Raw genomic sequence first — 25,719 nt, 5'->3', positions numbered from 1 at the left:
TTATGAAGCTTTTTTAGAAAGGAGTTAAAACAATATCATTCAACACCTTTGGTTATAGCTATCCCAGTTAATGTGCGATAAAAATCGTGGGAATTTGGTTTGTCATTAAGAATCCAAGACCTTTAAAGTTATCTTAAAACTTTAGTCTTTATTTTATAATTAAGTGCGAATTTTCTATCTTATGAGATAAATAAAAAAGGCAAATAATATGAAAATTATACAATTTAAAGACGAGCCATTGGCGCATTATTCCTATGCTATAATTAGTAACGAGCAAATGGCAATAGTGGACCCTTCCAGAAATGTAAAACAATATTATGAATTAGCGGAAGCTGAGAATGCAAAAATTACAACAATTTTTGAAACTCATCCACATGCCGATTTTGTAAGTGGTCATTTGCAAATACATAGAGAAACAGGAGCAACCATATATGTTAGTAAACTTGTAGAAGCAAATTATCCACATAAAGCTTTTGATGATGGTGATGTATTAAAGTTGGGTATCATTACATTTAAGGCCATAAACAGCCCGGGGCACTCACCAGATAGTATTACGATTATTGCTGAAGATGATGCTAAAAATTATGCCATGTTTTCGGGAGACACCTTATTTATTGGCGATGTTGGTCGACCAGATCTACGTGAAAAATCTGGTAATATGAAATCTAAACGAGAAGAATTGGCAAAAAGCATGTACCATACCATAAAAAACAAGTTTAATCATTTGCCAGATAATACAATCGTGTATCCGGCACATGGAGCGGGTTCTCTATGTGGCAAAAATATGAGTGACGACGCTTCAAGTACTCTGGGCAAGGAAAGAAACGAGAACTGGGCATTTAAGAGTATAACTGAAGCCGAGTTTGTGGATCATATTTTAAAAGACCAACCCTTTATTCCTTCTTATTTTGGTTTTAATGTAGATTTAAATAAAGCGGGCGCTGATAGTTTTGAATTAAGTAGTTCCAAGCCATCATTTCAATTTCAGGTTAATGGGTTTAATGAAAATGATGCCTTAGTTATAGATGTTAGAAATCACGATGATTATAAGAAAAATCATTTAAATAAGAGTATTAACATTAAGGCAGAAACAGAGGATGACAAGTTTGAAACTTGGTTGGGGTCTATTGTTAAACCTAAAGAATCTTTTTATGTTGTATTGAATTCTATAAAAGATCGTGATGATATTTTAAATAGAATAGCTAAGATTGGTTATGAAAAGCAATTGAAAGGTATGATGACATTGGCACATGCCACTTTTGAAAGCTCAGAAGACTTTAATTTGGAAGCTTTTAAAAATGATTTAGATGCCTATACTATTATTGATATTAGAAATAAAAGTGAAGTTGAAGAAGGCAAATTCTTTGAATCTGCCATTCCAATTCCTCTTAATGAGTTAAGAGATTCTAAAGATAAAATTCCTACAAACAAACCTATTGTGGTGCATTGTGCTGGTGGTTATCGTAGTGCAGCGGGAAGCAGTATTATTGAAAATATGTTAGATGATGTTAATGTTTATGATTTAGGTGATGATGTGTCGGAGTTTAAGGATTAAGGTAATAAATGAAATCTTTTTAATTTAATGGAATACGAACTTTTGCAATAGCGATTGAAGTGGATAGCTTTTGCAAAACTTCCATGTATGGTTTTGCAAAACTAATAGCGTAAAGCGCGGTGCTTTAGCAATTGCCCATATTTAAAATTAAAAGCTTAAAAATGTTATTGCTTCACAATGTCTGCAATGCTGCTTAAAACTAAAAAGCCCTTACTAATAGACTAGTAAGGGCTTTTAATTAATTAGTGGCTTCTTGAAGTTTATAAAAATCGTATAATTTCTTGTTGTAAGGATAATCCCAGCAGCCCATTCTATGGAATAAGTCGCCACCAAATCCTTTTTTGTATATGTGTACGCCATGCAGCGGATGCTTACGGTTTAAATTTGGAGCGGAGCCAAACATATCGTACTCGGTACAACCCCAGGCTTTTGCTATGCGTATAGATTCCCATTGCAGGGCATAACTAGCCATGGCGTTGTTTTTAGACGATTTAGAGGCGCCATATAAATAAGTGCCTCTTTTTTTTGTTAAAACTAAAAACATGGAGGATAGGAATTTACCATCAATATCTGCCATGAGCATTTTCACAGTAGTACCGTTTTTGGTATTGTCTTGGTTCTTTAATATGGTTGTAAAGAATTCTTGATTTTGTAAAGGGATACCATGACGTTTTGCTGTTTCTAAGTATAATTTATACCAGATGTCTATATGATCGATGCCGTATTCACGAACTTTAATGCCTTTTTTATTCGCCTTTCTTACGTTGTATCGGGTGTTATAACGCATGTTTGAAAGTAACTCTTTTTCGTTTAATGTTAAATCGAGGAAAAAAGTGTTTTTAGGTAGGTTGTCTTGCACGCTTTTTTGTAGGTTCCAATTGGTTGTGCCAAAATTCATTCTAAACTCTTGAGTTTGATTAGGGGGTGGGCCTTGCCAATTTCCAGCGTTATCAAAATATTCTTTTTCAACAGCCCATTGGTTTTCCCAAATTAAGTCATAACGGATGAAAATACAATTAGGAGGTAAGTATGGTTTTATGGATTCGGATAAGTATTCCAGAAATATACCTTGGTTTTCAAAGGTTGGTTCTAGTTTTGGTCCGTATGGTACGTAAGCAATACAGGCGTCATCGTTTACGTATTTAATAAGAATTAATAAGTCTTCAATTACGTTCTCTGAGGAATTCGCTGTGCTATTTAAAAGATTTTTGGAAATGGTTAGTTCAAATCCTAGTGGTATAAATCCTTGATTTTTTTTTACACGTCCCCAAAAAGGTGTTTGGGGTAATATATTTGTTGCTTTAAATTCTTCAATGTTTTTTCGCTCTAACTCACAAACCATTCCTTTTTTGCTGCAAAAATACGGAATCATATACGTAATTTAAAATAATTTGCGGATTGATTACCACTTTTATTCAATTTTTATCTATATAAGTGCATGCAAATAAGCTAATTAACTGAAATTAGAACGGTTTTAGTTTAATTAGTTTGTATTAAGCTGTAGTAACGAAAAAACCCCTAACTATATAAATAGTAAGGGGTCTAGGTTATTTAATTTGATTACCATCTTTGTCAAAAAAATGATATTCTAAATACGTGTAAGCATCTCTTGGTAAAATTTTAACCCATTTTTTATGTTCAAAAAACCATTTTGAACGAGTTGATGGAAAACCTTTTGTTAAAAAGGCAGCTATAAAAGGATGTGTGTTTAAAGTCAGCTTTGTATAGTCTTTTTTTAATAATTGTTCTAGGTCGTATTTAATTTTAGATACGATTCCTATTGGTGCCTCTACCTCCGATCCATTATTAACTTCATCAGGATTTTCTTCCTTCGTTTTAATGTTCATTTCTGGGCGGACGCGTTGTCGTGTTATTTGTATTAAACCAAATTTACTAGGAGGTAGAATTTTGTGTTTCGCTCTGTCGTCTTTCATTTCATCACGAAGGTGATTGAAGAGTTTTTGTCTGTTTTCGGCGCTAGACATATCAATAAAATCAACTACTATAATACCACCCATATCGCGTAAACGCAATTGGCGTGCCATTTCGGTAGCCGCTATTAAGTTAACTTCTAGTGCTGTATCCTCCTGGTTGTTAGCCTTGTTTGAACGGTTTCCGCTGTTTACATCTATAACATGTAGTGCTTCAGTGTGTTCTATAATTAGATACGCACCTTTTGCCATAGAAACGGTTTTGCCAAACGAGGTTTTAATTTGTCTTTCAATCCCAAATTTTTCAAAAATGGGGATGTTAGAATTATACAATTTTACGATTGATTCTTTATTAGGTGCAATTTCTTGCACGTAATCTTTAATTTGAATGTACAGTGCTTCATCATCAACATGAATAGCTGTAAAGGAGTCGTTAAATATGTCTCGTAAAATGGACGAGGCTTTATTCATTTCACCTAAAACTTTACTTGGATGATGTGCCTTGTTAAGTTTTTTACACATTGCGGTCCAGCGACCTAACAAATTTTGTAAATCTTTATCTAATTCGGCTACTTTTTTGCCTTGTGCTACGGTGCGTACAATAATGCCGAAACCTGGTGGCGTAATGCTTTTAACCAATCGTTTTAACCGATCTTTTTCTTCTTTGTCTTCTATTTTTTGAGAAATAGAAATACGGCTAGAAAAAGGTACTAAAACGATATATCTACCGGCAATAGATAGCTCGGAGCTAATTCTAGGGCCTTTGGTGGATATGGGTTCTTTTACTATTTGTACCAATAGCGATTGATTTGATTTTAAGACATCAGATATCTTTCCGTCTTTATCAATATCTTTTTCAAATGGGAAATTTTTTAAAGTAAAATCTTTTAATTTACCTGTGCTTACACTTTTTGTGAATTTTAAAAGTGAAGGTAGCTTAGGACCTAAATCATGATAATGCAAAAATGCATCTTTTTCATACCCTACATTAACAAATGCAGCATTTAGTCCAGGAACAGCTTTTCGTATTTTGGCTATAAACACATCACCAACCGAAAAATTGTTACCATCTTCGTCTTTCTGTAATTCAATAAGTTTTCCATCTTTTAATAAGGCAAAATCAACGTGCTCGGAACCAGATCGAATAATCAATTCTTTATCCATTAAGTTAATTTTTATCCATACTTTTTAGTATGCAGTCTTAGTTTACGGTTTTCAGTTATTGTTTACTGATAATTGTAACGGCTTACTGCAAACAGAATTGTACAGATGGATTAAACAATATTTTTCACAGGATTTTTAATATCCGTGGAGTTCATAAAACGCTACAAGCGTCTAAAAATTTAATGAACTCATTTCAAAGAACTTTTTGTTGTTAAAAACCAAAAAAGTAGCTATTAAAACTACTTTTTAGGGTTTATTTTTTCTTTTTGTGACGGTTAGCGCGTCTACGTTTCTTACGTTTGTGCGTCGCTACCTTATGTCTCTTACGTTTTTTACCACTTGGCATAAATAGTGTCTTTTATGATTAATAATTTATTTTAATACTGAAACAAGTTCAGCACTTGCATTTTTATTTAACGTCCACATTTGATTTAACGCCTTCAACAAAAACTTTTGCTGGCTTAAATGCAGGGATATTGTGAGATGGAATTTTAATGGTAGTGTTTTTTGAAATGTTTCTACCAGTTTTCTCTGCTCTAGTTTTAATAATAAAGCTACCAAAACCTCTTAAGTAAACATTATCACCGCTCTCTAAAGAAGATTTCACTTCTTCCATAAATGTCTCAACAGTTGCTTGAACATCACCTTTTTCAATTCCTAATTTATCAGAAATTTTTGCTACTATATCAGCCTTAGTCATTTTAATATTATTTTTTAAGTTACTATAAATTCTAAAAGGGATGCAAATATAGGAATTTAAAATTCAATATTTCAAACCTAATTCATTAAAATTTAAGATTATAAACGTTTATTTTTGTTTGCTGTATTTATTTAATTAATGAATTTTTCAAAAACTATAATCCATTGGTATTCAAATAATAAACGCGAACTACCTTGGCGACAAACAACCGACCCTTATCAAATTTGGCTATCCGAAATCATCTTACAACAAACGCAAGTGGTTCAAGGTTTGCCATATTTCGTCAAATTTACACATCATTTTCCGTCTGTTTTTCAATTAGCGAGAGCACAGGAAGACGAAGTTTTAAAACTATGGCAGGGATTGGGTTATTATTCTAGAGCTCGAAATTTACATGCTACTGCAAAACATATTGCTAATGAGTTAGGCGGTAAGTTTCCTAATACATATAGAGACTTATTAAAACTGAAAGGTATTGGCGATTATACGGCTAGTGCTATTGCTTCCATTTGCTTTAATGAAGTTGCCGCTGTAGTAGATGGTAATGTATATCGTGTGCTGTCTCGTTTTTTTGGTATTGCTACACCTATTAACTCTGCCCAAGGCACTAAGGAATTTAAATTATTGGCGCAGGAATTGATTGATGTTAATAACCCGGCCACCTTTAATCAAGCCATAATGGAGCTGGGGGCAACTCAGTGTAAACCGCAAAATCCAGATTGTAGTGTGTGTCCTTTGAATACTGGTTGCATCGCTTTTAATAAGAATAGAATTTCAGAATTACCAGTAAAGTTAAAAGCAGCAAAAGTTAAAAAGAAGTATTTTAATTTTTTGGTTTTTATTTTTGAAGATGGAAAAACCATTTTAGAAAAGCGTGAAGGTAAAGGGATTTGGCAAAACCTTTACCAGTTTCCTTTAATAGAGACCAAAGAGAACCTAAATTTTGAAGTTTTTGGTGAATTGGTTAAAAAACACAAATTAGTACAGAATCAGGAATTTGAATTGGTACTATATAATGAAGATCCAATTATTCATAAATTATCTCACCAACATTTATATACTAAATTCTGGATTGTTAAGGTTACCGGTACTTCTAATAACGGAGTTCCCATAACTGAAATGGAGGAATATGCAGTGCCAATATTAATTGGTAATTTTATAGAACGTTTTAATTTTGATTTGGTTAATACATTCAATTGAAATTTTTTATTAATTTTAAAAAAACGAAAAGCAAGTAGTTAAAATGCAAAGCAATTCAGTAATTTTGCTTTCTTATTAAAAACAAACATTATGTCTGGAACTTTAAATAAAGTAATGCTAATTGGTCATTTAGGTGACGATGTTAAAATGCATTATTTTGAAGGTGGTGGTTGTGTAGGCAGATTTCCTTTGGCTACTAACGAAACCTATACGAGGAAGGAAACCAATGAACGTATTACTAATACGGAATGGCATAATATTGTGGTTAGAAATAAAGGTGCTGAAATTTGTGAAAAGTATTTGAGTAAAGGTGATAAGGTATATATTGAAGGCCGATTGAAAACGAGAAAATGGCAAGATGAAAGCGGTGTTGAGCGCTATTCTACAGAAATTCAATGTACCGATTTTACATTTTTAAGTACAAAAAAAGAAAGTGAAGCTAATGCAGCCAGTACAACGAATAGTGCGGCTCCTGCAGAACAAAAACCAGTTGCTAAACCACAAAATACTCCAGAACCTATTGTTGGAGAGGAAGAAGATGATTTACCTTTTTAATATGAAATATCTCGATTTAACGAGATTACTTTGTGTAACTAAAACTCTAATAGTTGGATCCTGACCCCACGCATTTTTTAAATTTAATTTCAACAATTGACACTTCAGTTGTTTTAGGTATTATATTATTATTTTTGCTCCTATTATGTTCTGCCCTTATTTCAGGTTCGGAAGTAGCATTGTTTTCACTCACAAGAACGGAAATAGATAAGGGTCTGGAGGTTAATTCAAAACGCATTCAAATAATTGCACGTTTGTTGGACCGTCCTAAAAAATTACTCGCCACCATACTTGTAGCTAATAATTTTATTAATATAGGTATCGTTATTCTGTTTGCCTATTTAAGTGGTGATTTGTTTTTAGGTATTTCTTCTCCAGTTTTAAAATTTATCATAGAGGTGGTAATTGTTACCTTTTTAATTTTGTTATTTGGTGAAATTCTTCCTAAAATTTACGCAAGTAGAAACAATTTAAAGTTTGCCACTTTTATGGCTTATCCACTTAGTGTATTGGATGTTTTGTTATCGCCTTTAAGTTTGCCAATGCGAAGTGTAACCATTGGTATTCATAATAAATTAGGAAAGCAAAAGTCCAACTTAAGTATCGATCAGTTATCGCAGGCTTTAGAGCTAACAAGTAAAGAAGATACTACTAAAGAGGAACATAAAATACTTCAAGGTATAGTCTCTTTTGGTAATACTGATACGAAGCAGGTGATGCGGCCTAGAATAGATATTTTTGCCCTAAATATTGAGCAGAAATATACGGACATTATACCTGAGATTGTAAAAAATGGGTATTCCAGAATTCCTGTTTATAAAGATAATATCGATTCTATAAAGGGAATTCTTTATGTAAAAGATTTATTACCCTATATAGATAGAAAGCAGTTTGATTGGACAAGCTTGATGCGCGAACCTTTTTTCGTGCCAGAAAACAAAAAGTTGGACGATTTAATGGCCGATTTTCAGGAGATGAAAGTGCATCTGGCAGTAGTGGTAGATGAGTATGGTGGTACTTCTGGCCTTATTTCTTTAGAAGATATTATTGAAGAAATTGTAGGAGATATAAGTGATGAGTTTGATGATGACGATTTAACTTATTCTAAACTCGATGAAAATAATTTTGTATTTGAAGGTAAGACAGCCTTGAAAGATTTTTATAAAATTATTAAAATGGAAGACCCTTCTGTTTTTGAGGAATACAAAGGTGAAGCCGAAACCATTGCAGGCTTTGTTTTAGAAATATCGGGTAGTTTTCCGAAATTGAATAGTAAAATAATTTTTAAAAACTACGTTTTTAAAATTGAAGCTTTGGATAAAAAGCGGATAAAACTTGTAAAATTCACCATCACTTAATGAAGCATTTTTTTTATGTATTAGTAGTACTTCTGTTATGTTTTTCATGTGGGCAAGACTATGTTCCAAAGCCAAAAGCATATTTAAGGTTAGACTATCCAAATGCAAAATATAAAACTATTACAGCAAATGTGCCTTTTACTTTTGAAAGTAATAATTTGGCTTCCGATATAAGGATTAAAAAGTTAGCTGCGCCTACCGAGAGTTACGGTATTAATATAGAATATCCAACCTTAAAAGGCACTATATTTTTAACTTATAAAGCAATCAATGGTGATGAAAATGTACTAACAGAGTACCTTCGTGATGCGCAAAAATTCACATTAGAGCATACTATTAAAGCAGATGAAATTCCTGTGTTTCCTTATGAGAATAAAAAACGTAAAGTTTATGGTGTTTTTTCTGAAGTGAAGGGTAATGTAGCTTCTCCAGCACAATTTTATATTACCGATAGTGTTAAGCATTTTTTGGTAGGTTCACTTTATTTTTATGCGAAGCCTAATTATGATTCTATTTTACCAGCTGCTAACTATTTGCAAAAAGATATGATGCAAATAATGGAAACACTTCATTGGAAATAAAAAAAGAGCTTCCCAATACTAAAATTAAGAAGCTCTTTTTTCAATGTGTATTTAGTTTATGCACTCTTTTTTTCTGAACAACATGCCTTTTTATTCTCACTTGCACATGCGGCTTTTTCGGCTGCTGTTTTAGCACAAGTACTGGCATTACTACAATCTTTTTGACATTTTGCTTTGTTACCAGAACTGTCAGTTTTCATATTACTAACTTTATAAGTGTCGGAAACCTTGGTAACTGTATTTTCTAACAGCGCAGGTGTAACTTTAGCTTCGTCATACTCTACCATGGCTAATTTTTTATCAAAATCAACAGTAGCAGATTTTACGCCTTCCATTTTTGCTATTTTCTTTTCAATGGTTTTAGCACACCCCATAGCGCAGGTCATTCCTTCAATGGTAAATTCTGCTTTAGCGTAAATGGCATTAGGATCGGTAATATTGGCGGTTTCCTTAGCTATTTCAACCGTTTTAACCTCTGGGTTGGTTTCGTTTTTACAATTCATAGCAAATAAAGCTACTAGCCCAACCAACATTATATTTTTTATTATTTTCATTATTTGTACTGATTTAAATTCAAGCAAATTTAATAAATATTAAGGTTTGCTAATTATAAATCTTTATTAAATAATGAGTTAAATTATTTTTTTACCATTTTTTTTCCGAAATTTAAAAGCATAAATCATTTTTAAGTTGGAATAAACTTGTTAGCGTTTATTGATTTTTAAGGTAGATTTATTAACCGAGTATTGTTTTCTTAACTAAAAATTAAATTTTTAAACATGAAAAAAATAACACTTCCCATTAGGTTTGGACTTGTAACCAGTGCCGTTTTAATAGCTTACTTTTTAATTTTAGCCTTATTTCATAAGCACATAAATCCAGTATTTAGTTGTTTTAATGCAGTAATAACTGCGTTTGGAGTTTATGAAGCTGTTAGATTTAGTAAACTAGAAAGTCCTGATTCGTTTTCTTATGGTGAAGGTTTTAAAATTGGGCTTATCACAGGCTTTATTGCCACCATTCTATTTACTATTTTTTTCTTGTTTTATGCCACGGAGTTAAGTCCTGAATTTTTGCCAGAATTACTTAAAGAAATGGAAGGTGGTTTAGGTGCAGATGTTGGCTTAATTACCTTTGTGGTGGGTGTAATGGGGCTTGCAACCACGGTAGTTGTAACCCTTGCTGTAATGCAACTTTTTAAAAACAGTAAAAATCTTGCCTAAAAGAAATAAAACGTTTGTAAATTAATTAATTAGCAGTATATTTGCACCCGCCTTCCGTAGAGGTAGGTCTATTTTGTATAAAATTAATTAATAAAACGTTACGCTATGTACGCAATTGTAGAGATAGCAGGGCAACAATTTAAAGTTGTTAAAGACCAAAAGGTTTTTGTACACCGTTTACAAACAGAAGAAGGAAAGCAAGTTGCTTTTGATAATGTTCTTCTAATTGGTGATGGTGACAATGTAACTGTAGGCGCCCCAGCTATAGACGGAGCTCAAGTTGGAGCAAAAGTCTTAAAGCACCTTAAAGGTGATAAAGTTATAGTTTTCAAAAAGAAAAGACGTAAAGGTTACCGTAAGAAAAACGGTCACCGTCAATCTTTAACTGAAATTGTAATAGAAAGCATTGCTGCTTCTGGAGCTAAAAAAGCTGCCCCAGCAAAAGCAGAGAAAAAAGCTGAAGTTGCTGCACCAAAAGCAGAAGCTAAACCAGCTGCAAAAAAAGCAGCAGGAAAAGCTGATGATTTAAAGAAAGTTGAAGGTATTGGGCCTAAAATTGCTGAAACCTTAGTGGCTGCAGGAATTACAACTTTTGCTGAATTAGCAGAATCAACTCCGGAAAAAATCGCTGAAATCATTGCAGATGTTCGTGGAAATCATGTAACAGATACTTGGCCGGCACAAGCTAAATTAGCTGCTGAAGGTAAATGGGATGAGTTAGCAAAATGGCAAGACGAATTAAACGGCGGAAAAGCTGAATAACAAATCGTTAAAGTTTAACAATATAAAACCTTAAGACAATGGCTCATAAAAAAGGAGTAGGTAGTTCTAAGAATGGTAGAGAATCAGAATCAAAACGCTTAGGTGTTAAGATTTTTGGTGGTCAAGCTGCTATTGCTGGAAACATTATCGTAAGACAAAGAGGAAATACACACCACCCAGGTGAGAATGTGTACTCATCTAAAGATCATACATTACACGCATACGTAGACGGTATTGTAAAATTTACAAAGAAAAAAGACAATAAGTCTTATGTTTCTATCGAACCATTTGAGGTTTAGAAACTAATTTCTTTTTAAAGTTCAAACCCTTTCTGGAAACAGAAAGGGTTTTTTTATTCATTCTTTTCCGTAATGTTTTTGCAATGTTAATTAACTGTGATCAAATATAAATTCATTGTAATTCTTAACAGTTTCGTAAATATTGGATAAAACGCTTCCCTAGGCTATTTTGTTATTTCGCTCAAAAACTAATCAACAAAATAAACATGAGAAAAGATTATTTATTTTTATTCTTTGCATTACTGTTGTCATTAACAGGATTTGCACAAAATGGGAATATAAGAGGTGTTATTGCCGATGAAAATGGGATTGCAGTACCAGGAGCCACGGTTTTAATTGAAGAACTTCAAAAAGGAGCGATTTCCGATTTTAATGGAAGTTTCACAATGGTTAACATTCCCCAAGGTACTTATCATCTGTTAATTCAATACCTAGGTTATTCAGAATTTAAACAAGAAGTGGTTGTTTCGAATTCAATAACAACAACTATTAACATTGTGCTAAATTCTAAAAATACGGAATTAGCTGAGGTTCAAATTACAAGTTATTCTTTAGGCGGGCAGGCCAGAGCTTTAAATATTCAAAAAAATAAGGCAAACATAACCAATATCGTTTCAACAGATCAAATTGGTAAATTCCCAGATGCGAATATAGGTGATGCGGTAAAGCGTATTCCAGGAATCACAATGCAGGTAGACCAAGGTGAAGCTCGTAATATTATAATTCGTGGTATTTCCCCTCAATTAAATTCGGTAACATTAAACGGTAGTCGTATTCCTTCTGCAGAGGGTGATAACAGAAATGTTCAAATGGATTTAATTCCTTCGGATATGATTCAAACGATTGAAGTCAATAAAGCGGTAACTCCCGATATGGATGCTGATGCTATTGGTGGTTCGGTGAATTTAGTTACAAGAACTTCTCCTCAAGGATTTCGTTTGTCGGCAACTGGTGGTTCTGGTGTTAACTTTATTACCGAGAAAAGAATACTTAACGGATCGTTTTTATTAGGAGATAGAAGTGGTAACGGTAAATTTGGTTATATGCTTGCTGCATCATTTAATGATAATGATTTTGGTAGTGATAACGTTGAAGCAGAATGGGAAGATCAGTTTGAATATAATGCTTTTAATGATGAAGATAATTTACAAGAAGTAGCAGTTAATCCATACGCTAAAGTTTCTGAAATAAGAGAATATTTAGTGCAACGTATTCGTAGAAGTTTTTCGGCAAATTTTGATTATAAACTTAACGAAAACAATAATATTTATTTAAAATCTATATACAATTGGAGAGATGACCGTGAAAATAGATTCGCTTTTTCACAAGAAATTTTAGATGGTAAAGATATTGAATTAGCTGATTTTTCAATAGATAGTAATAACAATTTAACATCCTTTCCAATTGAAGCAAAAAGACAAACGAAAGGGGGTATTGATAATAATCGAAATAAAAACAGACGATTAGAAGACCAGCGTATGTTTAATTTCAGTATTGGTGGAGAACACTTAGTTGAGAAACTGGAAATTGACTGGATGGCTTCATTCTCGAAAGCCTCGGAAGAACGATTAAATGAGCGTTATTTAGAATATGAAAGTGAGTATGCTATCGGCTTTAATAACGATCAGGAAAAACCTTTATATATACCACTATTTGCTGATGATGCGGCTTATAATGATTTTGAATTTGGTGAATTAACAGAAGAAAATCAATATACAGAAGAAAAAGATTTTAATTTATTTGCAAACTTCAAATTACCATTAAATATCTTTCAGCAAGAAGATGGTTTTCTTAAGTTTGGTGTGCGTGCCAGATTAAAAAACAAAAATAGAGCAAACGATTTTATTGAATTAAGCCCGGAATCTTCAAATTTTGATGAATTAGGAGGGATTCCAACACGTAATTATTCCGACAATGACTTTTTAGCAGGGGGGCAATACAGTATTGGTACTTTTGCAACGCCAGAATATTTAGGTAGCTTAAATTTGAACGATGTTGCGCAGTTTGAAGCAGAAATCCTTCCAGAGGAATACTTAACTGCTAATTTTGATGTAGATGAAAACGTATATGCAGGTTATGCAATGACTAGTCAAAAACTATCAGATAAGCTTAATCTGTTGGTTGGTTTAAGGCTAGAGCACACTAAAATAACTAGTTTAGGAAACGAACTAATTTTTGATACGGATGGTGATTATGATGGTACTAATACTTTAAAAGATGATAACTCGTATACCAACTTGTTGCCAGGTTTACATTTAAAATATGATGTTTCAAACCATACAGTATTGCGTTTTGCATGGACCAATACATTGGCAAGACCAAATTATGTTGATTTAGTACCTTACAAGGAAATAAACAACGAAGATGAAGAGATTTATTTAGGAAATTCAGAATTAAAGCCAACCACAGCTATGAATTTTGATGTTATGGCTGAACATTATTTTAAATCTGTTGGAATCCTTTCAGGAGGGTTGTTCTATAAAAATATTCAAGATTTTGTTTACACTAGCCAGTTCGAGGATGTTAATAATTACGATGTCTACCAGCCATTAAATGGTGAAGGCGCCACTGTATTTGGTGCCGAGGTGTCATTTCAGCGTCAGTTAGATTTCTTGCCAGGTTTTGCAAAAAACTTTAGCGTTTACTTAAACTACACCTATTTAACGTCGGATGCCAAGGGAATTAAAAATGAAGATGGCGAAGAACGTAACGATTTAGATTTGCCGCAAACTGCACCAAATATGCTTAATGCATCATTAGGTTATGCAAGTAAAAAAGTGAGTTTCCGTTTATCAGCTAACTATTCCGATTCTTATATTGATGAAATTGGTGGTCGTGCTTTTGAAGACAGATATTATGATGAGCAATTCTTCTTAGATTTTAACGCAAATATTTCAATAAGCAAGAATTTAAGTCTATATGCTGATTTAAATAATATCACGAACCAGCCCTTACGTTATTTTCAAGGTGCAAAGGCTAGAACCATGCAAATGGAGTATTACGGTCAGCGTTTAACTTTTGGTTTAAAATATGATTTGTTTAAGAAAAAATAATTGCGAAAATGAATAAACTAAAAGTAAATATTGTTTTTGGCATTACCGTTTTATTGCTTGGGTGCGTTGCTAAATTGCCCGAAATATTAGCAACAACGGTTACTGAAAAAACCCCTCATGATAGCGATGATCCTGCTATTTGGATTAACAAACAGAACCCCGAAGAAAGTATTGTTTTTGGAACAGATAAAGATGAGGTGAACGGTGGTGTGTATGCATTTAATCTTGATGGTAAAATTATTAACGAAAAAAGCATTACAGGTATTAGTTACCCAAATAATGTGGATATTGAGTATGGTTTTGCATTAACGGATTCAACTGAAACCGATATTATGGTCTTCTCTGAAAGGGGAAAAAACCAAATTAGATTGTTTTCAGTGCCAGATATGAGACCTTTAGATAATGGTGGTTTTAAAGTTTTTGAAGATGAAAATACAATTGAAATGAAACGACCAATGGGAGTTGCTCTATATAAAAATCCTAAAACAGGAAGCATTTCGGTTTTTGTTAGCAGAAAAACAGGACCAACTAATGGGTATTTATATCAATATGAATTAGTTTCAGATTCCATGGGCGTAAAAGCTAAGTTGGTTAGAAGACTAGGAACATTTAGCGGGCAAAAAGAAATTGAAGCTATTGCTGTTGATGATGAGGCAGGATTTGTTTATTATTCCGATGAAGGTGCAGGCGTAAGAAAATATCATGCAAGCCCGGAACATGGTAATGCAGAATTAGCCTTTTTTGGAAGCCAGCATTTTAAAGACGATATTGAAGGTATTGCCATTGCAAAATATGAAAATAAAGGTTTTTTAATTGTGTCTAACCAGCAAGCGCATTCCTTTGTGGTTTTTGATTTAAAAACAAATGTGTTTATAAAAGAAATTAATTTAGGAACCTCAGAAACCGATGGTTGTGATGTTACTACAACTGCTCTGGGAAGTAAATTTCCTAACGGATTGTTTGTGTCTATGAACGATGAAAAGAATTTCTTTTTTCATGATTTGGCCAAGTTAAAACTGTTAGAATAATGTAGCTTAATTGTTTGCTTATAAACCCTTTCTTTCAATAGGAAGGGTTTTTTTATTGACTTTAATAGAATAATTTAGTAACTTAGGGTGTTGCATTTGCAAATTCGTTTATTGTATCACCTAAAATTGTTGTTATGTTAGTTCCATTCCGATCCGAAATTAGAAATTCTCCAACAAGGCAAACCATCAAAATATTTTTGAGTGATGAATCTTTGGATGGTAAAATTAAAGATCATTTAGAACACTTTACTGAGATTGATATTATTGAAATAAACGAAACTGTTGAGCAGAATCATGCAGGTGAAAACCTTACTATTTTTTTAAAAGATGCCGTAGATATTAATAGAATGAAAGCGTCTATTGACTCTAGTTTATGGTGGTATTTTGAGAAAGATGTAGTTGATGAATAGCTCTGCTATCCTACAAATTATTTTTTTTGAATTTGCTTAATGTACTTCTTCAAACTTTCCGAACCTAAACCAATAGATTTTTGCAGTGGTGTTACGCTACCGTGCTCTATAAAATGATATGGTATTCCTAAAACGTTAATGTCGTTTTTATAATCATTTGCAGAAGAAAATTCTAAAATAGCACTTCCGAAATCGCCTTTTATGGTGTTGTCATCAACGGTAATAACTGTGGAGTATTTTTTTAATTCACTAATGATTGTTTTTGTAATTAATTTTTAGTTTAAATGGGATTCATAATTTCTATCTAAACCCATATTTTTGAACTGTCTTTAAATTAAGGCTTGCAAGGTATTTATTCCTTTGGTTTAATTCCTTTTTTCCTTGTACAAGGTCATTCATAAAACAATATTTATAATCAGAAAGTCTTTTGTTTCTTTTGTCCCATTGAACAATTTTTTCAATAAGTTCAATTGTAATTTCAATATCATTGTCCTTTTTATTGCCGTCTTCGATAAAAAAATCATCCATATCATAGAACAATTCATGATTAGTTTGAGCAACGATATTCAAAATAATTTCTCCCTGAATTCTTTCAATATCAGTAATGCTTCTATTATTTCTAAATTTACTACTTAAATTAAAAGCCATATCATATTGATATTGGCTAAGGTTTCCCGTTTCTCTACCCCAAACTTCTATTTTTTTCCAAGTTTTATAGTGAACCGATTTGATTCTATTAATGGATTCTTCAATTTCTGCCCTAACAGCATCGTCTTCTGTCAATAATTTGCGCTTTTCAGATTCTTTATTCTCAATTTCATTAGATAAATCGTCTAGGTTTATCTTTAGATTTTCGTTCTTCAAAGCATTCCAACAATCTTCTTTTTTTGCCCATTCACCATATAAAGAACCCGGAGCTTCTGATTTAATAAACTCTTCAATCTTGCTCATTATTTCATATAATTTAGATTTTAGAGAATCACTTAAAGCTTGTTGTTTCCATATTTTGTATAGATCAAGTTTGTAATCCAATTTATAACCTAACCAAGCTATTGCGTAAGGAACTACTATATAACGCATATCGCCAATAGCATTAGGTTTTACACCATAAACTTTTTCCGCCGAAGAGAATAGAATTGCTTTAGCTATAACATCCTCAAACCAAATATTATCGGGTTTTTTATCAAAATTATAATTTAAAAACTGAGCATAGTTTTTTTGGCTGCCTCGAACAACTATATGTGGTCCAATTACGAGTTTTTTGCCACTATACACTTCTTGATAAGTATTTATATATTTAGCTAAAAGTTCTTTAGTAAACATTTGACTTCTTGGATTCTGTTTGTCAAATTGCTTTCTTTTTGAAGGAGTTAATCCATGACGATTTCTTTCATTTTTGAATTGACCACGAGAACGTTCAAAAAACCAACGTGTTTGGTATGATTCGCCAGAAACAGGAGGAGCCCAAATAGTTCTAGAAAGTTTTTCTATTGATACATGATTCTCTCTATTTGAACTTAAATCTGAAGCAGATACTCTATTCTGTGTATTGGCATATTCAGCTATGCGTCCAACAATTTCTGAAAAATTTTCTCTGTTTTTTACAATTGTAAGTTTAACAGGCACAAAAACATTACTAATATCTATTTTATCCTTTTTCCATGTATGATAAATTGATGCCGTTGTCTGTCCACCGTTTACAATTTGAAAATCTTTTACTCGACCTATTGCTATACCTTGATTGTTAGGTAACGTTGTAATTGTCACTCCATCAGCTGTTGCAGCAATTCCATTATTAAAGGCCATGAACATATGTTGCTCTTTGAGTATTGTGTTTCTTATGCCTTTATTTATTTTACCAGTAAATTGTAGAAACGATCGAACATTTTGCTCAAGTAATCTTGCTCCATATTGTTCATATATACTAGCTAGTGCAATGCCAGGAATAATTGCTAACCAAGATTGGTAATCTGTATTATCCGTTTCATTAACGATACAAGGAACATTATAACCGGAATGCTCAAAATCAATTTCAATTGGAACTCTTGATTTATCCGAAAGATTAAAAAGATAATTAATGTCTATTGTTCTAAAAAATACAGGATAACCAGCAATTTTATCCGAGGTTTTTAAATCTGCCTTGACCTCTCCATTTGTAATCAAAAAAACATTAACTCTAGTAAGGAATTCTTTTACTTCTGGTACATTCGCTAATGTTTGTGCAAGGTCAAATATTTCAGAACTTTCCTCTATTTCGTTTACATAGTCTTTATAAATTGCATTCCTGAAAAATTTTACAACCCTATCAATTGTCTTTTCAGCGTCTGCTTTATTAATACTCTGTATGGTAGAATCCCCATTGTATATTGTTACGAACAAATCAAGTGTTTCATAATTTTCATAAAGTGAATAGCCATTAATTTTATGTTCTACACCTCTTTTACTTATTTTTTCATCAAAACATACTCTGTAATTTTCTGACTCACCAGCTTCAGATAAATAAGAAAGTGCTAATTCTGTAAAAATTTGCTCAGGATTTGTGCCTTCTTCTTCTGAAATTAAAGTTGTTTTTATTTCTTCCTGAATATCAATGTAGAATTTATTTAATTCTTTATTTTCCATAAAATGTTATAGGATTTCATTTAATAGGGTTTCATGATTTATTCTCCAATTTTCTGATTCCGATAAAACTATCGAATACTTCACATCACCAACGCCAATAGGAATTTGATTTTCGGTTATTCTTGGGAAATTACCAGAAACACGGTATAGGTTTTCTTGTCGAATAGTATAGCTATTATCTTCGTATAAAGGCCTATGTGCATCGTAATATCCAGATTCTAATAATTTTAATTTAAATAGATTTGAAGCCATTGTATTATCATTAAGTAATCCCAAAACTTCATCTATAAGATAATTTAATGTGTCATCATTTCCAGTCCTTATGTCAAGTGATAGATGATATAAAAATATTTTTTCAATGATGGAATCATCCAATTGTCGTTCACTAGTAATGTGGATTTTTTGGTGATTATTTCCGTGAGTTGTTTTTACTTCAACTGCCCAATTTGAATACTGAAAGTCTTGGATAGACTTTTCAGGACCAACCCAAGTTTTTATACAATGATTTTTATCAATTGAATTATTTAAGAATAATCTCAAAAAAAACACTTCTCCATAAAGTCCTCGTTGAGCCTCTGGTGTTAAACCTTGTTTTCCAACTTTCTCAAACAAGGATTGCCATTTAGCTAAACGTTCTAATAACTTTTCTACGAGTGTTTGCTCATTAGTTATTTGCGATACACCAAAAATCAAATCTTCGCATAGGGTAGAGAATATGTCTTTATGTTGTTTGTTTAGTAAAAGGATTAAAAGAAACTTTTTATTATTATCTCTTTCATCCGGCAACGTTTCAATTTTGATGTCTTTAAGTTTGTTCCATTGATTTTCTTCAAAAGGGAAAGAAGAATTTATTCTAAATGCAATGCACCTAAGTTTTTCAGGAGATTTTAAGGCAATAAAAACATCAGGTAAAACTTCTGCCGAATACCGCTTGTATAGCAATCCTGAGTGGTTTGACGTATCACGCTCTAAATCTGTCCAAATTGTTTCAATTTTCGTCATCTCCATAATCTTCAAAATCATCTTCGACTACATCAAATTTATCTAATAACTCTTCATTAATAGCATATGATACTGGTGCATTAAAATTGCTTTTAGGAAAACTTATCGCATAACCTACAAACGGATTTGTTCCTTCTGGTAACGGATGTTTTGAGTCAATACTTTCTTCTGGGTCAAGCAAGTAAATTAATAGTAACGGTTTTTTAGTATCTCTAAGTTCATTCCTAACAACTTGACCATTTGGATACATAGCGTTACCTTCTTTTTTCCTATGCAGATTAGTCAATTCCATGGCTCTTGTATACTCAGCTTCTGTGAAATCAATAAACTCATCTGATGGACTTATGATGTGTGATTTTCTTAAATAATAAATTTGATCATTAGAGTTTTTATCATCTTCTGTCCTTTTCCATTGACCAATTGGAACCCTATTAGCATTAATTTCAAATAATGAGTTGTTTTTAGCGTTAGGTTTAGACATAAGGGCGATTCGCCAATCCGTTAATTCACGATTTCTCAATTGAGTCGTTATAAACTGTATCAATTTTCTTGGTTCTGCTTTTTTGAGATTTTCAACCGATTGAATACCCTCAAAGAAATTAACTACTTGTTCTGCTGGAATATCATACCATAGATATGCATTAGGCTTTTTAACAAAATTTGACGGTAAAGTAGAAATGAATTTTTGAGTGTTTTTAAAATTATTATTCATTACAGGTATATCTTTCTTAAACTCGTAAGATTCTACCAATCTGCCAGCCCAAGATATTTGGACAGTTGTTGCCGAACGCATTTTATTCGTTGCTGAAATTTGAAGAACGCCAGGGTGTGTTCTTACTTTCAAGGCGTATTGTTCAGGTGTAGATCCTGCGACATCAGACATATATTCAAATTCTTCTCTTAGTTCTTCTGAAGCTTGGGTAATGTGACAAAACCATTCATTTAACTCTCGGCTTGTAAATAGACGGCATAAATCTACATACCCACCACGATAACCGAACCAACGCCCCATTTGCATTAGCGTATCATACATTCTGGAGGCTCTTAAATAATAGCTTATAGTAAGCCCTTCTAGGGTTAATCCTCTGGACAATTTATTGCCGCCAATTGCTATAACTGAAAGGCCATTTTTGTGATCAAAATAATCTAGAGCTTCTCCCGAACCACCATGTATAGATTTAACTTCTATGCGTGAGGCCGCATCGTTTAAATGTTGTAATACATTACTCCATTGATGAACCTGAATTTGTGAATCTAAATTCCTTAGTTCAGAATCAAGAATTTGTTGTGAAACAGAAACGAACGATTTGTAACCGTTATCATCTTTCTGAAATGTGGATTTAAACTCATTTAAAATTTTGGTATCATTTTGATCAATGCCTCTACGATAATATGCAAATTGGTTTGAAACCAATTCTGCGATGTGATCTTGCCAACGCACGAATCTAGAAACATGAATAAGCATTGAATTATGAACTGTTTTTTGCCCCCTTAATCTTCTAATTGCACACGTAATTATGAAACAACGAATGGCTCTTTTTAATGATTCCGGAAGTGAAGTTGGCAATTGATCATCCAATTTGTGTCTGTCAGGCACAAAGTTAACATGATCATCAATCCTATTTACTATGGGAAGGACAGTGTTAGATGATTCATCTTCTTCTAAAGGGCTAAAACCAAAAACCTTTTCAGGTCCAATGTAGTTAGAAGGAGCAGGAATGTTCTTTATGAAATTTCTTGGAAAGAGGTTTTGATCATCTAATGGAATAAAAATGTTTGCAAAAGGCGTTGCAGTATAGCCAACATATGCATTTTTACCAAAAAGATTTAAAATTTGAGTTATCCAGCCGTTTATTGAACTTTGACGTTCTGGGTCGTTAGAAATATTTATTGAAGCGTTATCTGCTTCGTCATCAATTAGTAAAAGTGATTTATTTCGAATAATTCTTCCAAGTTCATTGTCTTCACTTGCTTGAGCAGCCAGCCATTGATATATTCTCCTAAGTACATGAGGGTTTTTTTTGATTACAGCTACAATTGGTTCAGATGTATTAAAATTTAAGCCTAATGCATTTGCTGCTCCTTGTGTAAAATCTCCTTTTTCAATACTAGAGGTTAAAGAGTGTGCTACAATGGGTGGACCAAAATACGGATCACCAACACCTATTTGAATACTTCTTTGGTCAAAAGCCCTTGTATGTTGCGTGTCAAAACCTAAAAAACTTTCATCAATTCTAATTTGAGTTTGACTTCTTAGATTATTATGGATACCAGCCATAATAATTATAAGCTTAAACCCAGAATCGGCTGCTTTACATACTAAGCCAGTATAATTGGCTGTTTTGCCTGATTGGACTTGACCAACAACCAATCCCTTTTTATTAATTGTAATCTTAAGAGTCGGGTCAAAAAGGTTATCTAGAATGCTATCAGTAAGTCTGTCCAACTTATTTATAACTTCAGGGGCAAAATTCTTTTCTATTTCTAAATATTCTCTATATCTGCCCCAAAAACCATTAGCAAAATCTATATCTGCTCTTTTTTCATTAAGCCATGGTAAGTTTTCATCAGCCTTTTCTATTGACTTAAATTCATCCTGTCGAATTGTATAAAGTTCTTCAATTCGTCTGATGAGCATTTCGCGATTTTCATTCACGAAATATCGCATTTTAAGGACTTCGTCAACTGCTTCTTCAATTTCTTCTCTTGTATAGGAGGAGCTATCGGATAAAAGTTGTCTAATATTTTTTATTGGGTCTTTTTTACTCATTAATCAAAAATTCAATGTATTCTGGATAAAAATTATATGGTTCAGTGTTAAGTATTCTAGCTTTGGCTTTATTACTAGACAAGCCAACTGTTAAAAAGCTGTTATATAACTTTTGCATTGTTTCTTTTATCGCTTCATGGTCAATTCCTTCGAAAGGTTGTCCATGAGGTTTTTCATTTTCACTTTCTTGAAGTGTTATTAATGGAACAGGGATAGTTTCCTCAATGAATTGAATAACTTTCTCGATTTCGGTTTTCAGTTCTCCTGATTTCGAAAGCAATTCATCTAATAGGGGATGATTTCGGTTAATTTTATAAAATCGTTTTCCATGTCTAGCTCTTTCTTCCCAAAATGGAAAGTACTCATCAGATGCCAACTTCCGTTTTAATACTTTACCCTTATGGCGATAAACTTCTACTGCTTGATTACGAGCCTCTTTAGCTAAAGCCAAAATTTGTTCACGGAAAACAGAAGGTGGTCTAGCGATTGATTTTTTTATGTCAATCTGCCAATCGTCGTCGAAGTTATTCGGTAAGTCAATTTGAACCCTGCAAAGATCATAGTGTACTTCTCTCTTAAACAAACCAAGCCAATCTCCAGCTACTAAAAGTCGTTTATTTCGATACACATAAAATCCTTGATGCGCTGTCCAACTATCTTTAGGACCTTTTCCGTAATTATACTGTTCCGCAGTTAGTTTTGATCTATGAGGTAAAACAAAACCTTTTATTTTTATTTTTCCTCCTTCCATCATTGTTTCGGGTTTCGTTTGTAAGCCTTCAACACCGATCATAAAAGGATCCCAAGATTCTATTAAACGGCCTCTAAAATAAATTTTCAAACCAGCATCAATAAATCGATGAAAGACCATGGATAAATGCTTTTTAACCGAATCCATTACTGCAAAAAACTTACTTTTTGCTTCTTCACTTTCTTCGCTAGTTTCCTTAGTTAATCTATCTAAATCCCACCATATTACACAAGTTCCAGTGCTTATTGAATTTAGTTTTTCTAACCATTGAAATTCATTTGGGACATATCTAATTAATTTCCATGCTTTTTCTTTATTTACATAATCTAAATCCCAACTCCAATAAACAGAATTATAATCTTTAGCTTTTGAAATTACAGTGAATTTTCTTGATTGAGAAAATGAAGCAGTTTTAAGCCCTAACCCAAAACGGCCTAAGTCATGGTCACTTCGCTTATCTAGGGGGTTTTTACTTCCTGGTCGTAGCGCTTGAATGAGTTGTTCATTATTCATTCCTGTACCATCATCTAAAATAGATAGATTAGTATTTGATCCTTTCCAGTCATAATCTATCCAAATATTTTTAGCTTCAGCTGTTATTGAATTATCAATAATGTCTGCAATAGCTGTTTCAATGGAATAACCAATCGCACGAAAGGTTTCAATCATCGAGCTTGCCTCTGGTTCGGCATATGCAGATTGGATGTTGGAGTAGTCAATCATAAACCTTAAAGCGCTTTCAAAATTTCTAAGGCAATTGATTTTGCCATCAATGGAGGCACAGCATTTCCAATTTGTTTAAAAGCCGCAGTTCTGTTTGCTCCTTCTCTTTCGCCTTCAAAATAATAATCATCTGGGAAAGATTGCAGTCGAGCAGCTTCTCTAACACTAATGGATCTATTTTGCTTTATATCAGGATGAATATAATAATGGCCATCTTTAGCGATATGTGCAACAACAGTTTGAGAATAAGGCAAATCGGCTGCTACAACTTTAAACCTATCAAAAAAAGAAGTGCGGTTTTGATGTGTTTTCAGTCTTTCAGGTAAGTCGTTATAGTTTAACCTCTCCTGTTTCTTTTCCCATTTCTTTACAGCAATTTTATATATTTCTTTATCCTGTTCTCTATGTGGTCTAGCAATATGCTGAGTTAGAATGTCGATACCATTTCGTAAGGAATGGTTTTTTAAATATTCGGTTGTTTCAGTTTTATAATTTAAAAACTTATCGTTTCCTCCTCCTGCTTTAATCACTGGTAAATCTTTTAGTAAATCTTGAACCACAAAATCGTTAGCAACATTGATATCTTCGAGGTTAGGAAAGTTGTTTTTATTATTTTTCTGCCAACCAAGGATTATGATTCTCTTTCTGTTTTGAAGTACACCAAAGTTTTTAGCTTCAAGAGTAAAAAGTTTAATCTGATAACCTTTTTTTATAAAAAGTTTTTCCATTTCGGCTAAATAATGTCCTTTTTTAGCTGATTTAAGCCCTAGTACATTCTCGAACACAAACATTTTTGGTTGATATTTCTCCAAATATTCTGCGTATTGAACAAATAAATAATTTCTTGGATCACCAACCATCTTAGTTTTTGACCTTGATCTTCCTGCCAACGAATAGGCTTGACAAGGTGGGCCTCCAATGATGAGGTCAACTTTTCTTTTTCCAAGGCATTCATCTATTTGCTTTTGAATGGCTTTATTGTTTTCATCACCTATTGGAAGGTTTATTACAGTATCTAAAATTTCTTTTGGAACACTATCATAAAGTTCTTCGCGAGTAATTTCACCTTTAAGGTAAGATACATAAACTTCATATTTATTATTGGACTTTAAATAATGATACGCTGTTCTTGTTTTTAGAGTGTTACAAGCAGATTTTTCTATCTCAACATGTGCAATAGGCTCAAATCCAGCTTGGATAAAACCTTCAGAAAGTCCACCTGCCCCTGCAAATAAGTCTATGAAATTATATGACATTATATTCTATTTCTATATTTTCAAATTTACTTCTTTTTTAATTTGTACATAGTAAAATTCAGCATCTTTTACCTATGGTGTGGGTTACTAATTGTTACAGTTAAAAAAGTGTTGTACGTAATTTTGATATTTTAATATTTGTGAATATTTTATATTGTTACCTTTTGAGTATTAATAGATGCTCAGAAATACAATCGGTATTATTTGACCATTTTTACTTCAAAACGAATTTATAACTTTTTTCCGACAAATTCAATGTGAGAAGCTTGATTTTTTCAACTTTTAATAAACACAAATCATAACCCAGCAATGTATAAAAAACAATACACTAATTGGACAGCTTAAGACCTAATCACCCCAACTTCTTTTTTTAAGTTGTTGTAAATGGTGGTTTCTTCGGGGGTTAGGGTATCTATGATGTTATTGGTTTCGTAGGGGTCGGTTTTTAAGTTGTAAAAGCGTTCGGTGCCATTATCTAAAACAAACAATTTATAGGTAGTATCTCTTATGGTATAGCCCGATCGGGCGAGTACTACATTTAACACATCGGAGTAATTGTACTGGCGATTATTGCTAGTCGATTGGCTTAGCAACGGATAAAAACTTGCACTGTTTTGGTAGCTGCTTGCATTTACACCAGCCATTTGCGCAATGGTTGAAAATAAATCGGTGGCATTAATAAGGTTTTGGTCGCGTGCGCCTAATCGCGTAACGCCTTTGCCCGAAATAATTAATGGCACGGCAATACCGCCTTGGTACAAACTGCCTTTGCTTTT

General features: G+C 32.9%; 22 protein-coding genes. 11 read left to right on the top strand and 11 right to left on the bottom strand.

The window, feature by feature from the left end; genetic code table 11:
• The first annotated feature begins 208 nt into the window (after positions 1 to 208).
• Positions 209 to 1,555 (top strand): rhodanese-like domain-containing protein, encoded by a 1,347-nt coding sequence (locus ABYI63_RS13145; protein WP_372756838.1) that lies wholly within the window; start codon positions 209 to 211, stop codon positions 1,553 to 1,555.
• A 238-nt stretch (positions 1,556 to 1,793) separates the two neighbouring features.
• Here ABYI63_RS13145 and ABYI63_RS13140 read toward each other — a convergent pair whose 3' ends face one another.
• From ABYI63_RS13140 to ABYI63_RS13130, 3 genes are all read right to left on the bottom strand, one after another.
• The gene (locus ABYI63_RS13140) at positions 1,794 to 2,927 is read right to left on the bottom strand and encodes a lipid II:glycine glycyltransferase FemX (protein ID WP_372756836.1); all 1,134 of its coding nucleotides are present in this window, start codon (positions 2,925 to 2,927) and stop codon (positions 1,794 to 1,796) included.
• Between the two features lie 175 nt (positions 2,928 to 3,102).
• Entirely contained in the window at positions 3,103 to 4,650 is a 1,548-nt protein-coding gene (locus ABYI63_RS13135; RefSeq protein WP_372756835.1) for an Rne/Rng family ribonuclease, read from the bottom strand.
• Positions 4,651 to 5,059: 409 nt separating this feature from the next.
• Positions 5,060 to 5,380, bottom strand: coding sequence for an HU family DNA-binding protein (locus ABYI63_RS13130; RefSeq protein WP_372756856.1), 321 nt, complete (start codon positions 5,378 to 5,380; stop codon positions 5,060 to 5,062).
• Positions 5,381 to 5,488: 108 nt separating this feature from the next.
• On the opposite strand from ABYI63_RS13130, the gene mutY reads away from it, so the two are divergent.
• The 4 genes from mutY to gldD all read left to right on the top strand — a co-directional run bounded on the left by mutY (position 5,489) and on the right by gldD (position 9,044).
• On the top strand, positions 5,489 to 6,550 hold the full coding sequence (gene mutY / locus ABYI63_RS13125) for an A/G-specific adenine glycosylase (RefSeq protein ID WP_372756834.1): 1,062 nt from the start codon (positions 5,489 to 5,491) through the stop codon (positions 6,548 to 6,550).
• A gap of 90 nt (positions 6,551 to 6,640) precedes the next feature.
• Positions 6,641 to 7,105, top strand: a complete 465-nt coding sequence (locus tag ABYI63_RS13120; RefSeq protein WP_372756832.1) for a single-stranded DNA-binding protein — start codon at positions 6,641 to 6,643, stop codon at positions 7,103 to 7,105.
• Positions 7,106 to 7,158: 53 nt separating this feature from the next.
• Positions 7,159 to 8,463 carry a gliding motility-associated protein GldE gene (locus ABYI63_RS13115; RefSeq protein ID WP_372756831.1) on the top strand — a complete coding sequence of 435 codons (1,305 nt, stop codon included), beginning with the start codon at positions 7,159 to 7,161 and terminating at the stop codon, positions 8,461 to 8,463.
• Positions 8,463 to 9,044, top strand: a complete 582-nt coding sequence (gldD, locus tag ABYI63_RS13110) for a gliding motility lipoprotein GldD (RefSeq protein ID WP_372756830.1) — start codon at positions 8,463 to 8,465, stop codon at positions 9,042 to 9,044. Before ABYI63_RS13115 ends, gldD begins: the two co-directional genes overlap by 1 nt.
• A 56-nt stretch (positions 9,045 to 9,100) precedes the next feature.
• On the opposite strand, the gene ABYI63_RS13105 is transcribed toward gldD, so the two are convergent.
• Positions 9,101 to 9,598 (bottom strand): heavy-metal-associated domain-containing protein, encoded by a 498-nt coding sequence (locus ABYI63_RS13105; RefSeq protein ID WP_372756829.1) that lies wholly within the window; start codon positions 9,596 to 9,598, stop codon positions 9,101 to 9,103.
• Between the two features lie 225 nt (positions 9,599 to 9,823).
• On the opposite strand from ABYI63_RS13105, the gene ABYI63_RS13100 reads away from it, so the two are divergent.
• The 6 genes from ABYI63_RS13100 (at position 9,824) to ABYI63_RS13075 (ending at position 15,819) form a co-directional block, all read left to right on the top strand.
• The gene (locus ABYI63_RS13100) at positions 9,824 to 10,267 is read left to right on the top strand and encodes a DUF4199 domain-containing protein (protein WP_372756827.1); all 444 of its coding nucleotides are present in this window, start codon (positions 9,824 to 9,826) and stop codon (positions 10,265 to 10,267) included.
• A gap of 105 nt (positions 10,268 to 10,372) precedes the next feature.
• The gene (gene rplU, locus ABYI63_RS13095; protein WP_372756826.1) at positions 10,373 to 11,029 is read left to right on the top strand and encodes a 50S ribosomal protein L21; all 657 of its coding nucleotides are present in this window, start codon (positions 10,373 to 10,375) and stop codon (positions 11,027 to 11,029) included.
• 38 nt (positions 11,030 to 11,067) lie between these two features.
• Complete coding sequence (gene rpmA / locus ABYI63_RS13090; RefSeq protein ID WP_372756825.1) at positions 11,068 to 11,328, top strand: 50S ribosomal protein L27; 261 nt, start codon at positions 11,068 to 11,070, stop codon at positions 11,326 to 11,328.
• A 206-nt stretch (positions 11,329 to 11,534) separates the two neighbouring features.
• Positions 11,535 to 14,381 (top strand): TonB-dependent receptor, encoded by a 2,847-nt coding sequence (locus ABYI63_RS13085; protein ID WP_372756823.1) that lies wholly within the window; start codon positions 11,535 to 11,537, stop codon positions 14,379 to 14,381.
• Positions 14,382 to 14,389: 8 nt separating this feature from the next.
• On the top strand, positions 14,390 to 15,409 hold the full coding sequence (locus ABYI63_RS13080) for a phytase (RefSeq protein WP_372756821.1): 1,020 nt from the start codon (positions 14,390 to 14,392) through the stop codon (positions 15,407 to 15,409).
• A 134-nt stretch (positions 15,410 to 15,543) separates the two neighbouring features.
• Positions 15,544 to 15,819, top strand: a complete 276-nt coding sequence (locus ABYI63_RS13075; protein WP_372756820.1) for a hypothetical protein — start codon at positions 15,544 to 15,546, stop codon at positions 15,817 to 15,819.
• 17 nt (positions 15,820 to 15,836) lie between these two features.
• Here the strand turns inward: ABYI63_RS13075 and ABYI63_RS13070 are convergent, their stop codons facing one another.
• The 7 genes from ABYI63_RS13070 to ABYI63_RS13040 form a co-directional block, all read right to left on the bottom strand.
• Entirely contained in the window at positions 15,837 to 16,073 is a 237-nt protein-coding gene (locus ABYI63_RS13070) for a transketolase C-terminal domain-containing protein (RefSeq protein ID WP_372756855.1), read from the bottom strand.
• Positions 16,074 to 16,119: 46 nt separating this feature from the next.
• On the bottom strand, positions 16,120 to 18,441 hold the full coding sequence (locus ABYI63_RS13065) for an AIPR family protein (protein ID WP_372756819.1): 2,322 nt from the start codon (positions 18,439 to 18,441) through the stop codon (positions 16,120 to 16,122).
• Between the two features lie 6 nt (positions 18,442 to 18,447).
• Positions 18,448 to 19,443 carry a PD-(D/E)XK motif protein gene (locus tag ABYI63_RS13060; protein WP_372756818.1) on the bottom strand — a complete coding sequence of 332 codons (996 nt, stop codon included), beginning with the start codon at positions 19,441 to 19,443 and terminating at the stop codon, positions 18,448 to 18,450.
• On the bottom strand, positions 19,430 to 22,213 hold the full coding sequence (locus ABYI63_RS13055; RefSeq protein ID WP_372756816.1) for a Z1 domain-containing protein: 2,784 nt from the start codon (positions 22,211 to 22,213) through the stop codon (positions 19,430 to 19,432). The genes ABYI63_RS13060 and ABYI63_RS13055 overlap by 14 nt, the downstream gene beginning before the upstream one ends.
• Positions 22,206 to 23,687, bottom strand: coding sequence for an ATP-binding protein (locus ABYI63_RS13050; protein ID WP_372756814.1), 1,482 nt, complete (start codon positions 23,685 to 23,687; stop codon positions 22,206 to 22,208). Before ABYI63_RS13050 ends, ABYI63_RS13055 begins: the two co-directional genes overlap by 8 nt.
• A gap of 5 nt (positions 23,688 to 23,692) precedes the next feature.
• On the bottom strand, positions 23,693 to 24,943 hold the full coding sequence (locus tag ABYI63_RS13045) for a DNA cytosine methyltransferase (protein ID WP_372756813.1): 1,251 nt from the start codon (positions 24,941 to 24,943) through the stop codon (positions 23,693 to 23,695).
• Between the two features lie 341 nt (positions 24,944 to 25,284).
• Positions 25,285 to 25,719: sulfatase/phosphatase domain-containing protein (locus ABYI63_RS13040; RefSeq protein ID WP_372756811.1), on the bottom strand; the 435-nt coding region annotated here is incomplete at its 5' end.

The organism is Mariniflexile sp., assembly GCF_041583155.1.
GTDB lineage: Bacteria > Bacteroidota > Bacteroidia > Flavobacteriales > Flavobacteriaceae > Mariniflexile.
Note: the sequence above shows the minus strand (reverse complement) of the source record. Positions and strands in the feature narration are given on the sequence as shown.

Excerpts from the sequence above, each read along its gene's own strand:
- ABYI63_RS13060 (WP_372756818.1), bottom strand. The coding sequence starts at position 19,443 with ATGACGAAAATTGAAACAATTTGGACAGATTTAGAGCGTGATACGTCA.
- rpmA (WP_372756825.1), top strand. The coding sequence starts at position 11,068 with ATGGCTCATAAAAAAGGAGTAGGTAGTTCTAAGAATGGTAGAGAATCA.
- gldD (WP_372756830.1), top strand. The coding sequence starts at position 8,463 with ATGAAGCATTTTTTTTATGTATTAGTAGTACTTCTGTTATGTTTTTCA.
- ABYI63_RS13085 (WP_372756823.1), top strand. The coding sequence starts at position 11,535 with ATGAGAAAAGATTATTTATTTTTATTCTTTGCATTACTGTTGTCATTA.
- ABYI63_RS13050 (WP_372756814.1), bottom strand. The coding sequence starts at position 23,687 with ATGATTGACTACTCCAACATCCAATCTGCATATGCCGAACCAGAGGCA.
- ABYI63_RS13135 (WP_372756835.1), bottom strand. The coding sequence starts at position 4,650 with ATGGATAAAGAATTGATTATTCGATCTGGTTCCGAGCACGTTGATTTT.
- ABYI63_RS13120 (WP_372756832.1), top strand. The coding sequence starts at position 6,641 with ATGTCTGGAACTTTAAATAAAGTAATGCTAATTGGTCATTTAGGTGAC.
- ABYI63_RS13065 (WP_372756819.1), bottom strand. The coding sequence starts at position 18,441 with ATGGAAAATAAAGAATTAAATAAATTCTACATTGATATTCAGGAAGAA.
- ABYI63_RS13055 (WP_372756816.1), bottom strand. The coding sequence starts at position 22,213 with ATGAGTAAAAAAGACCCAATAAAAAATATTAGACAACTTTTATCCGAT.
- mutY (WP_372756834.1), top strand. The coding sequence starts at position 5,489 with ATGAATTTTTCAAAAACTATAATCCATTGGTATTCAAATAATAAACGC.
- ABYI63_RS13140 (WP_372756836.1), bottom strand. The coding sequence starts at position 2,927 with ATGATTCCGTATTTTTGCAGCAAAAAAGGAATGGTTTGTGAGTTAGAG.
- ABYI63_RS13105 (WP_372756829.1), bottom strand. The coding sequence starts at position 9,598 with ATGAAAATAATAAAAAATATAATGTTGGTTGGGCTAGTAGCTTTATTT.
- ABYI63_RS13100 (WP_372756827.1), top strand. The coding sequence starts at position 9,824 with ATGAAAAAAATAACACTTCCCATTAGGTTTGGACTTGTAACCAGTGCC.
- rplU (WP_372756826.1), top strand. The coding sequence starts at position 10,373 with ATGTACGCAATTGTAGAGATAGCAGGGCAACAATTTAAAGTTGTTAAA.
- ABYI63_RS13075 (WP_372756820.1), top strand. The coding sequence starts at position 15,544 with ATGTTAGTTCCATTCCGATCCGAAATTAGAAATTCTCCAACAAGGCAA.
- ABYI63_RS13080 (WP_372756821.1), top strand. The coding sequence starts at position 14,390 with ATGAATAAACTAAAAGTAAATATTGTTTTTGGCATTACCGTTTTATTG.
- ABYI63_RS13145 (WP_372756838.1), top strand. The coding sequence starts at position 209 with ATGAAAATTATACAATTTAAAGACGAGCCATTGGCGCATTATTCCTAT.
- ABYI63_RS13045 (WP_372756813.1), bottom strand. The coding sequence starts at position 24,943 with ATGTCATATAATTTCATAGACTTATTTGCAGGGGCAGGTGGACTTTCT.